This is a genomic window from Solidesulfovibrio fructosivorans JJ] (genome assembly GCF_000179555.1).
GTDB lineage: Bacteria > Desulfobacterota > Desulfovibrionia > Desulfovibrionales > Desulfovibrionaceae > Solidesulfovibrio > Solidesulfovibrio fructosivorans.
In genome coordinates, this window is the sequence record NZ_AECZ01000004.1 from 1 (window position 1) to 12,482 (window position 12,482).

Here is a 12,482-nt window from a genome sequence, read left to right on the forward strand (position 1 = left end):
AAAATATTTGTCAATATTCCTATATGTTACAATCGCTTCGTTAATATCCGAAAATGGTTCTAAATATGGGTGAGAACGTTCAAATGTAAAACGAACGCCTAGTTTAATTGATAAGTCAAGTTCTGTCTTAGTATGGTCAAACTTTATTAATTTAAGTTCTATTGCTAAATTAAGTAATTCTTGGGTAATTGTCTTAAATAATGACAACATAGTCGCGTCTGGAGAACAAGCGACATAAATATGCTCTCTGTCAGAAGCTGTGACCCTTTGTGCAACACTCCTAGCGAGACTTGTTTTCCCAACACCTCGATTACCATAAATAAAGGGGATTGAACTGTAATACAATAATTCATGTGTAATTGTCTCGAATTCGGTTGTCCTACCGCGTAAAAATTCAAAATTTCTAATTGGGCGTTCTGGAGAAAGATATCTCCCAAGAATTTGCAACTTTTCTTCGATTTCTTGAAGCTCCAGAGGCGTTTCCCTAATTAACATTTTTCAAACTCCACTTATTATTACTCATCAGGTTTTATCTACTTTTTTCCAATGCAAATACCTATATCCTCCTCTCTGGAACAAATAAAGACCCACGTCACCACTTTTCCTGGATGACGTGGGTCATTTCGCAACTATTCCCAAATAATCCAGTTAGCTAGTTCTTCTTTTTCTCCAACACAATTTTCCCTTCTTCCAAGCAGGAGACCTTAAACTCGTCACCCTGGTTGAAGCCGTAGTTGGCCAGGAGTGTCGGGGACAGACGGAGACCATTCTTCGAGAACTTCACACTGCCAGATGCCACACGAGCATCCATTCCCTCGATCTTGTAGAACTTCTCATCCAGCGTCATAAGCTTCGTGAGATGGTTTTTCAGGGTGGTCTTGGGAATATCAAAGACATCCATGATTTGCTGAGCGGTCTTTCCTTCGGTGATCATGGTGCGAAGTTTCATCGCGTCAAATTTCGATGCGATAGGCATGGGTAAAAACTCCTTTCGGTTTTGATCTTCGAATTTTCCTGTGGAAAATAACTTAAATTTTGTTGCTGTCAACTTGGCGTGGAGCTTGTTTCGTTAAAATGAGTTCATTTTTGGAAATTAAGCGAAAAAATATTGTCAGGTTTCGATTCAGTTTTTTGTCGGCTAGAGCTGGCAAAGGTCATCAGATACTTTTCAAAAACATCGTTTTTGACGGTTCTGTCGCTGAAAATAAAAAAATGCAGGAACCTGCATCGGCAACATGCTAAAATAACTTTGATTTTATTCTGAACTTATCCAAGCCCTCGGTCCCAGGTCTGGATTCCCCCATCTTCCAGGACAGCCCTCTCCTTCGCGCTACCCTGCCCCCTCCTGGGCGTTTTCCCCTGGCCTCCCCATTTTGGGCTCCCCCAGCCCCGGACTTCCAGGGAAACCCCACTCCGGCCCAAAGTACGAAAAGCCCTACCACAGTTCCAACTATTTCCCTGTCCCCGTGACCGACCCTCTGGCCCAGGGTATCCTTCTCCCCAAAGCTCACCTGTTGAACCAGGAGAAGGACACCTTATGCCACCACAACATCTCGATAATCTCACTTTGAAGGATGAGATCATCAACGCATTTCGGCCGATCGAGCAGCTTTTCAAGATCATGGACGCATCTGCCCCCGATGCCGATGAAACGATTATCCGCTGCTACGCCGAAATCGGATTGGAGCTTACTGGGAACTTCCGTGAGCGGATCAAAAAGTTGCTTGGTCGAGAACATGAAGGTGCTGAAAATGCCGAAGGATGACAGCTGGAACGTCGTTTATGCTTATTCCCGGGAGCAAGCGATTGCCGATGGCGTCCTAGTAGACGTCACCGAAGCTGCGAAGGCAATCGGCTTCAAGCTCGGCACCGTGGTCACCGATCACCTGTTCCACGGCTATGTCGAAGTGCCTCCCGGACTCGAGGGTGAAGGGCAATCCGTCACCGGCCGGCTCCATGATCTGATGGTTCTGGCGCTGTTCGCTGCCAGGAAGGCAGTCAATACGGACAGGGTCACCTTTAAGGTCGACTTCCTGATGGCTCCGGGACGCAAGGAAACGGTCGAAGTCATCACCCATATCGGCCCCGGTGACCACGGGGAGCCAGTCCTGACCATCATGCTTCCTGAGGATGATTAGGGATTTTAACCAGATAACCAGGAGAAAAGTATGGCTTCGATTTTATTGGGTGCTGTTATCGGAATCATCGTCGCTGTCGTCGGTGCGCAGCTGCTGACCATCCATCCCAAGCCGAGTCGGTTGCGTAGTCCGAAGTAGACGGAAAGTTGCCAAGCTTCGAAAGAAAGCCCGAGCATGAGCAGCTTGGGCTTTTGTTTTCACGCAGCTATTTCATACGGAAACCAGATGAATTAGCCGCGTTTCGATTCGAAGAGAAGTGGCACGTGATGACAAGAACCTGCTCAGAATAGCCAGGGCGGTGGTAAACTGAAAAGTCTTACCCCGGGATTTCCAGCACTGGGGCTTGGGAAACTGGGGTGAACTGGGAAATCACCATCGATAATCACCGAGTCCTCACGATGAATCATACTCGCATATGTAGTCCAGCAGAATAACAAAAAATGACTTCAGTAAATTTATTTCTTGATATCGCATAATTAAGGCGCTACCTGTTGGTCCGTTTGGGACAAGATATTTTAGACGGAGATACCCTGCAGCGACAGAGAAGCTTGTACCATATGGGACCAAGCTGTAATTGTGGATATACACTGCATACTAACTTTTACGAACATTTAAATCATTAATTATTGCACGGTAGCAAACAGATGGAGCCCATGGTGCAATACCAAATAAAATACTGCGGCGAGACATATGACTATTTCGACAGAACAAAAGCAGAAGCTCTACTCTCTGCTTTATTTAAAGGGAACAAGGAAAAAATTGATCTATTTTTAAGTTCAAAAAATTTTATTATAGCAAAAAGTGTAGACGAGAGCAAAGCCGCTTTGATTGACTCAAAATTTAAAGCCGTCGGAATAAAACTTCATTGCATAGATATATCTCAGTCTACCACTACAGCAAGCGACAACAGCAACTCTAAAAAAATTTCTACAGCACTTAACAATTCATATTCGATACTCAAAAAAATTCGATCTGTAGTCATGAACGACACGGCTATCTCCGTAAGTTCTAAAAAAGAATGGGGCTTATATTTAACATTATTATCCGCATTATTTGGCTCCTTTTGGCTTGCCCCATGGTATGACAGATGGTTCTTCGACAAGAGTATATCTTTCAATTTTCCTGGAAAGACTAATGGCATCGTCGGTTTAATATTATGCATGCCGCTATACGTCCGCGGTTTTATTGAATTCAAGCATATATCCATTTACCGATGCGTAGTATTCCTTCTCAACTGGTTGTTGTGTGCGACTATCTGTCAAATAATCCTTGGCAAGGAGAACTCAACGGTAAACGATGCAACAGCATTCTGTCTATTTGGCGGAATATTACTAACGTGGTTAGGGATAAGATCAGTAGCTGGTTTTTGCTGGCTCTTTTTTATTGTCATCGCATTGCTCAATCTTACATTCAATAGCGACCTTCCTGGGCCTACTGGATTCTTATTTTTGGCATGCGGTTTCTTTTCCCTTATGTTTCAATTAGATTTGGTCCCTGCAGAAATGTATTATAAATTTAAAGAAGAATTCAAGGGCATTGATCCAAAAACCATTGAGACTATCCGAGAAGATGTCTCAAGTGCCGCCGAAAAAGTATCTGCCGCAACCATCGCCGCCGCAAAGATGGCCGCGAAGAGTACAGTTGGCGGATAGATCCTTATCCATCCACTGCATTACTTGAAAATTATTTTATATAAGCGACCTATGACTTGGCACTAGGCTCAATTATGCAGGAACCTGCATTCTGTCACTAATCATTATCCATTTGATTTAACAGCACTTTCTTAATGTCGCCTTAATCTGCCCCTTGCCCAGCCCCTGCTCCCACCTCTTCATCATCTTGGCAAGTTGCACATCTGTTTGCTACCAAAGCAAACATGACGTCCAAAAAACGCAATATTTCACCGGCTGATATCATTCGCTTAAAGGGCATTGCCTTTTGGTATTGGGAGTACATGAGGCGAAATCCGTTATATATCCGCTACTGCGACGTCATCAAACGCTACGATGATTACTTCAAGTCCATTGGTGTTTATGACTTTATGCAATCAAAGGAATTTTTAGAGGAAATTTCTGAATATGTGTCAACACATGAGGATAGCGAGATTTAAAATATATGCCTCTTCGAAGACGGCTTGAACGTGACCATGGAGAAAAAGCAGGTATAATTTACTTTAAATATGGATTTTTAGGGTATGCTTTTGAAGAAAAATTCGGAAGAATATATAAAGACCCATCAGAAGGCATCGACACCGAAAAGGCACTCGAAGCCGTGATGGCCGGCAAGAAGATATCATTTTCAGCAGATAATGCACGAGACATTTCTGCCCTTACCAAACTAAACGGGAGCTGGCTCATTAGTGTCGATGACACAACGCCAAAATCATATTTTTATGACCTGCCAAGAATTCAAAACATCAAAATCTACCCTGAAGGCATTCTCCATGATCCGGAAAAAATTGGCCTAGAAGTGTATGCATTGAATCTTATCACGAAAGCAGTCGAGAGCCTTTTTGAAGAACAAAAAATCGCCGACGAAACGCTTCAATCTGTTTATAACTTAAATTTTGCGGGAAAAACTCTCAGAAACGCTGACATATCGAGACTTGCCGCCCTCTGGCTTTGGGATAAGGCCCACGAGAAGGACAGACAAAATCCTGCGGCATTCAAAGAGATCTATCCACTTTTAAAAGCTAAACTTAATGACAAAAAGCGCGTTATCGCCGGGGACTGGGATCAACAGGACCTTAAGGCAAATCGAATCCGCAAGCACTATGAAATGACGGACTACTGCATCCGACACCGCACCATAACCCACTTGAATAAGTAAATTTCCTGCAAATCTCCTCTGCCATTTTCTTTTCCTACCTAATGGCATGCGCCCGGGCGGCCTTTTGGGCCAGACCGTACTCGTCGGCCCGGTGCAAAGCGATTGGCGCCTGCTTCTGGGTCCACAAAAGCAGCAGTTAGGAGAAGAATATGGACAACGATTCCAAGAAGGAACGCGGCGGCTCCGAGTACACGAGCATCACTGGCACTCCGGGAATGACCGGTGGAACCGGTGCTCCCGGCAACCCCAGTACCACTCCCCACCTCTCCCTGGTAAAGGGAAGCCGCCAGTCCCCCGAGGAACTCCACGACCAAATCCGCAACGAACGGATCAGCATGTATGTCGGCATCACTGGCGCTGCCGGCCTCCCCGGAGACATCGAGGTCAACGACAAGGGCGAGGTGACGTCCCCGATCTCGGACGAAGTCGAAGCGGTTTTGAACGATCTGACCCTCAAGAAAATCGACACCATGGGGGCCGATGAGCTCAAGGACCTCATCATTACAAACAACGACGCGATCAACGCCAGCATCACCGACCTCGATGCCCACAATGGGAATCGCGCTTACACGGTGGGCAAGGCTTTGCTGCGGGTCGAGTACATCCAGTCGAGCCGGAACCTGAAAAACGGCTTCGAGGACTGGTGCGAAGAGAACCTCAAGGCCACCCGCCTGAAGAAACGCACCCGCCAGAAGTACATGGAGATCGCCCGGATCGCCGACGCCACTGACTATGTGGTGCTCGGTAGCGAGAAGTTGGCGGGCCTGGCTCCGATCCTGAAAAAGGAAGACGGCCTCGCCCCCAACCATCCGATCCGGTCTTTCATGGAGCGTTACGACATCAGCCTCCAGACCTGCGTCGATGTCGACGAGATGCGGTTCGAAATCGGTCTCGGCATGGCCATGGCCAAGCTGGGGAACAACAAAGTCAGCGTATCAAGGGACTCGGTCCGCAAGTTCCTGGAGTGCGGCTTCGAGGTGACCAAGAAGGACATCGAGGCGATGAAGGCCGCCACCGACACGGGGGGCGATCCCGCCAAGTACCTCGAGCGGGTCATCAAGAACAAGCAGCGTCCCACGGTCCGTACCTCTGATGCGAACAAGCCGCCCAAGAACTTCCAGGAGCAGGCCCAGGAAATCCGCGACACGGTAGCCAGTCTCTTAAAGTCCCCCTCGGTCAGCAAGGACATCCAGGTCGACCGGATTGACGCGCTGATCCAGGACCTGGAGGCCCTGAAGCACCGGCTGTCCGGTTCCAAGGACGCAGGCTCCACGGTTGACACCACGGCGGATACTTCTGCCAGTGTTCCCCCGGTCCCGCCGCAGGTCCCGTCCACTCCCGATGTGGATGCCGCTTCGAACGAATAGTCTGTCCTGCGCCCCTCGGTCGAAAGGCTGGGGGGCGCTTTTCCTTGGAGGAAATATGCTGCTTCATATCTCGTCACCGTCGATTGCCCAGGTGCTGGCGTTTCACAGCTTGCACCCGGAACTGCCGCTCAACGTGCTGTTGAGCTATGCCGTGGAACAGCCCTTTGACGACTTCCAGGAAGTTCACAGGGACAAGATCGGGAGCCTTATCCTCGACTCCGGGGCCTACACGCTCAACAAGAGCAAATGGGCCATGCGGCCGAAGGATATCCTGACGGCTTATGCGAACTTCTGCTCGCTTACCTCGCCCTACTACGACTTTCTCTTCAACCTCGATGAGAACTTCACTCCCCACGGGTTCGATGAGAACATGTACAACCAGCTCGGTCTCGAAGCTGCCGGCCTGACCCCGGTTCCGGTCGTGCATGACCTTTATAATGGCGAGATCGAACGTCTCCTCGACTACGGCTACGGCCTCATCGCCATCGGCCAGTGCGAGCATGGGAGAAACTTCCGCCAACTCGAATCAGCCATGAACCGGCTGCATCCCTGGGCAAAAGTCCACCTCTTTGGAGTCACCGAAGTGGGTGTCCTGCAAGACCTGCCGATCTGGAGCTGCGATTCGAGTTCCTGGGCACAGTACGTCAAGTACGGTCAGGTCATGTGGTGGAACGACGCGAACAAGGATTGGAACCCATACGATATCCTGTACTTCCCCAAGACAGAGGGCGAGCATGATGCCTCGAAGGGGAAGAACTACTGGGATTACCGGTTCCGTGAGGAGTTCGACGCCTACATCGGCCAGAACCTCGGCATCACCATCGACCACCTGATTGGCAGTGAAAAAGAGCTCTACCGGTCGCTGGTCAACATCCTCTTCTACAAGGAGATGGAGCTGCGGATCACCGCCTACCACCGGGACGTGAAGGGCTTTGTCTTCCCGGATTAGCGGGCGCTCCCGTATGACGTGACAAAGGGGTGGTCAGCGATGGCCACCCCTTTTTTGTATCTGGCGCGTTGCGGCAAGGTTCTGACACCCGCCCCCTTTCAGTTCACCGGCCGGACCCCGGTCATTTCTACCCCGTCCCCGCCGTGACCGGCCCCCTGGGCCAGGGTATCCTTCAGCGTGGCCTCGAAGCCGCCCCGTGGAATGCAACCATTCAGGCTAGGGCGCTTGTCGGAATGCCCGGCCGGGCGGCAACTGGGTTACCGGAAAAAAGCCTGTGCAACATTGAAGAAGAGCCGCAACCGCTCCTCATCCGCATCCTCGATCTGCCGGGCAAGGATGCGGCGCAGGTCCTCGGGGGTCAGTTTGAACTCGTCCAGATTGAAGAGCTCCGCCAAGGGGATGCCGAAAGCAGCCGCCAAGGTTTCGACGCTGGTGAGTGACGGGTTTCGGCGACCTCGCTCGATTTCTCCAATGTACTGGAGGGACAACCCGGAGAGCTCGGCCAATTTTTCCTGGGTCATGTCACGATTACGGCGAATCGTCCTGATTTTCTTACCAAAAAGTTCCTGAACGTTGTCCATGCCTCACCCCCTATCACAGGGTAAGGCAATGATTTAAGGGCTATAAGCAACGATGGTCTAATTTTTGCTTTAGTTAAGACAACAATCGTTATTAAATATGCTTTTGAAAAACTACTTTTGTTTCCAGAGGGTTGCCCCAAAGCAGGCCAGGAAAGAATTTCCCGCCACCTCAAAGGAAGACGTATGTCCTTGATAATCAATCACAACATGATGGCGATGAATGCAGCCCGGAATCTTTCGGACAACTACGGGGCGCTCAGCACTTCGACGCAGCGGCTGTCCTCGGGTCTGCGGATCAATTCCGCTGCCGACGATGCTGCCGGGTTGGCAGTCCGGGAACTCATGCGCTCCGACATCGCCACCATGAACCAGGGCGTCAGAAATGCCAACGATGCCGTGTCACTTTGCCAGACCGCAGACGGTGGGCTTCAAATCATCGACGAGAAGCTCACCCGTATGAAGGAGCTGGCCGAGCAGGCCGCCACCGGCACCTACACCTCGGACCAACGCCTGATCATCGATTCCGAGTACCAAGCCATGGCTTCCGAAATTCAGAGGATCGCGGTTGCCACCGATTTCAACGGGATCAAGCTCCTCGATGAGAGCTTATGGTTTGGAAACTATACAACCGGAACTGGCGATTTTCAAAATGGGGTAACGATCCATTTCGGCACAGGAAACGACAGCGCTGAGGATTATTACTCTATCTCAACCACAAGGTCCATGGAAGCATATTGGCTATCAGATGGTTTGGGGCTTGTTACAACGACAGATCGCGTTATCGAAAGAGCTGGTCAAGGTGCCTACTCATGGACAATGGGTCAAAATGTTGAGCGAGACAAGCAAGGTTTGCCGCTTATGACCTCAACAGAATCAGATCAAAATCGAACAATGATTAACAATGACCTTAGCCAATATGTCGACGATCAAAGAACTGCCTGGATAGCTGCCCATAGCCAAACAGAATGGGATAATCTTGACTACCACGAGAAGCAACGTACTGAAATCGGCTGGGCGAAAGAAGAAACATCCAATATTGCGACAACAGGGAATTTATCTTCTGGAGAAGTATTACATGGGTGGGGAAACTGGGTTGGACAAGGTGCGGACAGCTGGGCAGGCAGCTTTGATGGAAATACTGTTTACACACAAGATGATGCCCAAAAAGGAGGTTGTTTTGTCGTTTCGGCAGGAAGAACGGCAATAAAGTCCTATCCACTTTCAGTCGTTATCTTTTCTCGACATACATGGCCAATGAGACAAGGACCTCCGGGAAATCAGCCGATGCTCCATCCCCGATGTCCTGAGCTTCCGGTCCTTCGGCATTGGCAGTGAATGTCACGCGGCACCTGTCCATCGGCAACGGTTCGATGGAATGGGTGACCCGGACCACCGTCTCACCGATCCAGGTTGCATCCACGAAGTGCAGCGGCACGCTGACATCGATCAGTTGCGAACGGAAGACCTCATTGTCGGGGAGAACCATCGAAAACCAGACCCCAGAGGCAAAAGCGCCTTCAATCTCGATCGCCTCGACGCCAGCATTCCACTCCTTCCATGTGGAGACATCAGCCAACACGGCCCAGACCTTCTCAGGACTCGCAGTGATTTCCTGGCAGTAGGACCGACTCCACGACGTGGTCATTTTGCGCAACTCCTTTCCGGTATTTCACCGGCCTCATGCTGGTCCCGAGTGGCAGCTTCTCCCTATCTCTCCCCCTCCCCAAAAAATCGACCTCGTATACCCCCCTCTCCTGGGAGTTTGGGGCTGTCCCTACCCCGCCCCTGAAAACCCCGGAAATCGCGTCTTCGGCCCAATGACCGATTTCAGCACGCGGAAAATAACGATTTCATGGTCAAAATCAGCAGAAAACAGACTAAATCAAGCAGTTTTAAGCGAAAATCATGCAATTTTTGCTCAGATATACAGATATATTACCCATAATAACCATTATCAACAAAGGAGCGATTATGTCGACCAAGAAGGATACCACGGATACATCCCTGGAGATGACTTCCGAACCCAAGAAGCGCCCCGAGTCGAAGTACAATGCTTCGATCCTTCGGGAGTGCATCAAGGAAGGGCTCGACGCCAAGTCGATCATGGAACGGATGGGCATTGCCCATAAGCCGACGCTCAAGCACTACGTGCTGCGACTCATCAGCGATGACCGGACCTTTTACGACGTGAAGGGGCTTTACCTCAAGAGTTCGAGTCGGCCCTACGTCAACAAGAAGGGTGCCGTCTGTTTCAACATCCACAAGGTGGACCTGGGCGACCTGGAGATCAAGGAAGGTGACGAGTTCGTCATCACTGCCGAGGACGGCAGGATCGTTCTGACGGTCATTTAACGTGAACCTGTTGATAATGCCATGCTCTTCGGAGGTGGCATTTTCTTCTTTTTGAATCCATCTTTTTGTCTTTGTCGCAACAGATTGTCTGGTTCGAAGCCTGCAAATAGGTCTCGCAGCTTTTCTGTCGTAATGAGAAAAACATTACAGATATGACCCTTATAATAAAAAGTGGATTCAAAATCGGGAAGAACGGTAATAGGTAGAATCGTACATTGGGAAGACCATGGGGCACTAGTCGTTGGATTACAACGGGATATCCCAGCACCAGCTAGGACGTCCCCAGTTCCCCTGGTTTTCAATATACGATTTCAGCCTATTGAATCAAGATTACAACTTCAAAGGAGGTTTGCTCATGAAAGTTGAGCCGATCATCAACATGAAGGACATCAAGAGCATCAAAAAGCTCCTGGTGGATCAACCACGTAATCGGCTCCTGTTCGTCATGGGGATCAACTCAGGTCTCCGTGTCCAGGACATCCTTTCCCTCAAGGTTTCAGACGTCAAAGATTGCAAGATCGGTGACCGCGTCTGCCTCAAGGAAAAGAAAACCGGCAAGGAAAACGTCTTCATCATGAACAAGGAGATCAAGACCGCTCTGGATGAGCATCTTGCGACTTCGGAACTGGAGGATCACCACTTCCTGTTCAAAAGCAGGAAAGGGAAGAATTATCCGCTGACCACCTACGCCGTGACCATGATGGTCCAACGGTGGTGCGACGCGATCAACCTGTCAGGCAACTACGGGGCGCACACCCTGCGGAAAACCTGGTGCTATCACCAAAGGAAGACCTTCGGGGTCTCCTGGGAAATCCTGGCCAAAAGGCTGAACCACAGTACGCCTTCGATAACGAGGAGGTACATCGGGGTCCAAATGGAAGAAGTCGAGGAAATCCTGCTTCATACGATCTAGCGTCATTCCAAAAGGGGTGATCTACCCCTTTCTTTGAGATTCACCAACCGTATCTGGCAATTCGAATCGAACAGTTCCTGCAACTGGTTTCGATTCTCGCAGTTCATTCCGCAATTACAAAATCAACTTGCACGTGGAGGTGCTTATGAGCGTTTACCAACGAAGTGAACGATGGATGGTCTATTACCATGACGACCTCGGAAAGCGTCATGACAAATCCTTTGGACGCGGTGAGCTTGGAAAAGCCAAGGCCGAAGCCTTCGAAAAGGCGGTCCAGGAGGCCAATGAAAAATTGCTGCCGATTCCTGACCCGGAAACGGTGACAGCAGGAATCCGGGTAGCTGCCAAAGCTGCCGGGGCGGGAACAGAAGCCACGGTTCCACCTGCCAGCCAGGTCATCGAAAAGAAGCCGACCGGCATCACCCTGTCCGAGCTTGGAAAGAAATACCTGGATCACATGCGAGCTTCCGGCCGGACCGAGAAGCATATCCGTAATGTTGAGCGGCTTCTGGACAACCAGTTCGTCCCCGTCATCGGCAACAAGCCGGTCGATTCGTTGACCTACCAGGGGGACATGGTCCCATTCATCCTGCACTTCAAGGGGGTCAGCGGGAGCACCGGCAAGGAGCGGTCCCAGTACACGGTGAACAAGTACTGCGACTACCTGAGCTTCATCTTCAACTTCGGCATCGACAACGGGTTTACCAGGGTCAACCCGCTGAAGAACTGGAAGAAACCGAAGGTACAGCCCTGGGATTTGAAGCTCACACTGGACGACGCCAGGAAGATCATGGAGCACGCCGAACCCCATCTCAAATGGGCCATGGAGGTCTGCTTCAACCTGGGCACTCGTCCTGGGGAGTCCGAACTCCTGTCGTTACGGTGGGATGATGTCGACTTCGCTGCCGGTACCGTCAGGATTTATGCCAGCAAGACCAAAACCTATCGGACGGTTCCGATCAACCCTGAGTTTCTCAAGCGTATGGAGATCGAGAAGCAGGAATCGGTGTCCGGGTTTGTCATCGAGTACATGGGCCGGGGACTGACGACGATTCGGAAGTCCTTCAAGAACGCCTGCCAGCGTGCCGGGATCACCTACCCAACCCGGATGTACGACCTGCGGCACCTGTTCGCGACCACCTTGCTCAACAAGGGAGCCGATCTGGCCGCCGTGTCGAAGATGATGGGGCACTCGACCGTGAAACTGACGGCCGACACCTACTACCACTACATGTCTGGAGAAAAGGAACGCGCTGTCCGGTTACTGCCGGGTTTAGCGGTTGCGTAAGAGGCGAAGGCGGGATTCCTAAGCAGAGGTTTTCCGCCTTCTTTGATTATTAAAAAACAATTCAG

13 protein-coding genes and 1 pseudogene are annotated in these 12,482 nt (G+C 50.2%); 10 read left to right on the plus strand and 4 right to left on the minus strand.

Annotation, left to right across the window (positions count from 1 at the left end; all coding sequences use genetic code 11):
* A partial coding sequence (locus DESFRDRAFT_RS21800) for an ATP-binding protein (protein WP_005991300.1) occupies window positions 1-495 on the minus strand: 495 nt, incomplete at its 3' end.
* A 157-nt stretch (window positions 496-652) separates the two neighbouring features.
* Window positions 653-976 (minus strand): helix-turn-helix domain-containing protein, encoded by a 324-nt coding sequence (locus tag DESFRDRAFT_RS03900; RefSeq protein WP_005991302.1) that lies wholly within the window; start codon window positions 974-976, stop codon window positions 653-655.
* A 561-nt stretch (window positions 977-1,537) separates the two neighbouring features.
* Here DESFRDRAFT_RS03900 and DESFRDRAFT_RS03905 point away from each other — a divergent pair.
* From DESFRDRAFT_RS03905 to DESFRDRAFT_RS03925, 6 genes are all read left to right on the plus strand, one after another.
* Window positions 1,538-1,765: a hypothetical protein gene (locus tag DESFRDRAFT_RS03905; RefSeq protein ID WP_005991304.1), complete on the plus strand. Its 228-nt coding sequence runs from the start codon at window positions 1,538-1,540 to the stop codon at window positions 1,763-1,765.
* Complete coding sequence (locus DESFRDRAFT_RS03910; RefSeq protein WP_005991306.1) at window positions 1,752-2,138, plus strand: DUF6573 family protein; 387 nt, start codon at window positions 1,752-1,754, stop codon at window positions 2,136-2,138. Before DESFRDRAFT_RS03905 ends, DESFRDRAFT_RS03910 begins: the two co-directional genes overlap by 14 nt.
* Before the next feature lie 653 nt (window positions 2,139-2,791).
* Window positions 2,792-3,790, plus strand: coding sequence for a hypothetical protein (locus tag DESFRDRAFT_RS21805; protein WP_144004908.1), 999 nt, complete (start codon window positions 2,792-2,794; stop codon window positions 3,788-3,790).
* A gap of 463 nt (window positions 3,791-4,253) precedes the next feature.
* Window positions 4,254-4,967, plus strand: coding sequence for a hypothetical protein (locus tag DESFRDRAFT_RS03915; RefSeq protein ID WP_005991312.1), 714 nt, complete (start codon window positions 4,254-4,256; stop codon window positions 4,965-4,967).
* Window positions 4,968-5,116: 149 nt separating this feature from the next.
* A complete protein-coding gene (locus tag DESFRDRAFT_RS03920) occupies window positions 5,117-6,334 on the plus strand; it encodes a hypothetical protein (protein ID WP_005991314.1) in 1,218 nt (405 codons plus the stop codon).
* A 55-nt stretch (window positions 6,335-6,389) separates the two neighbouring features.
* On the plus strand, window positions 6,390-7,283 hold the full coding sequence (locus DESFRDRAFT_RS03925; RefSeq protein WP_005991316.1) for a hypothetical protein: 894 nt from the start codon (window positions 6,390-6,392) through the stop codon (window positions 7,281-7,283).
* A 257-nt stretch (window positions 7,284-7,540) separates the two neighbouring features.
* Here DESFRDRAFT_RS03925 and DESFRDRAFT_RS03930 read toward each other — a convergent pair whose 3' ends face one another.
* The gene (locus DESFRDRAFT_RS03930) at window positions 7,541-7,864 is read right to left on the minus strand and encodes a helix-turn-helix domain-containing protein (RefSeq protein WP_005991318.1); all 324 of its coding nucleotides are present in this window, start codon (window positions 7,862-7,864) and stop codon (window positions 7,541-7,543) included.
* A gap of 183 nt (window positions 7,865-8,047) precedes the next feature.
* On the opposite strand from DESFRDRAFT_RS03930, the pseudogene DESFRDRAFT_RS22830 reads away from it, so the two are divergent.
* Window positions 8,048-8,620, plus strand: a pseudogene (locus tag DESFRDRAFT_RS22830) (flagellin N-terminal helical domain-containing protein); the annotation flags it as partial.
* A gap of 472 nt (window positions 8,621-9,092) precedes the next feature.
* Here the strand turns inward: DESFRDRAFT_RS22830 and DESFRDRAFT_RS03935 are convergent.
* Complete coding sequence (locus tag DESFRDRAFT_RS03935) at window positions 9,093-9,509, minus strand: SRPBCC family protein (protein ID WP_005991322.1); 417 nt, start codon at window positions 9,507-9,509, stop codon at window positions 9,093-9,095.
* A gap of 326 nt (window positions 9,510-9,835) precedes the next feature.
* On the opposite strand from DESFRDRAFT_RS03935, the gene DESFRDRAFT_RS03940 reads away from it, so the two are divergent.
* From DESFRDRAFT_RS03940 to DESFRDRAFT_RS03950, 3 genes are all read left to right on the plus strand, one after another.
* The gene (locus DESFRDRAFT_RS03940) at window positions 9,836-10,216 is read left to right on the plus strand and encodes a hypothetical protein (RefSeq protein ID WP_005991324.1); all 381 of its coding nucleotides are present in this window, start codon (window positions 9,836-9,838) and stop codon (window positions 10,214-10,216) included.
* Between the two features lie 355 nt (window positions 10,217-10,571).
* Complete coding sequence (locus DESFRDRAFT_RS03945) at window positions 10,572-11,129, plus strand: tyrosine-type recombinase/integrase (protein ID WP_005991326.1); 558 nt, start codon at window positions 10,572-10,574, stop codon at window positions 11,127-11,129.
* 145 nt (window positions 11,130-11,274) lie between these two features.
* A complete protein-coding gene (locus tag DESFRDRAFT_RS03950; RefSeq protein WP_005991328.1) occupies window positions 11,275-12,417 on the plus strand; it encodes a tyrosine-type recombinase/integrase in 1,143 nt (380 codons plus the stop codon).
* Window positions 12,418-12,482 lie beyond the last annotated feature (65 nt).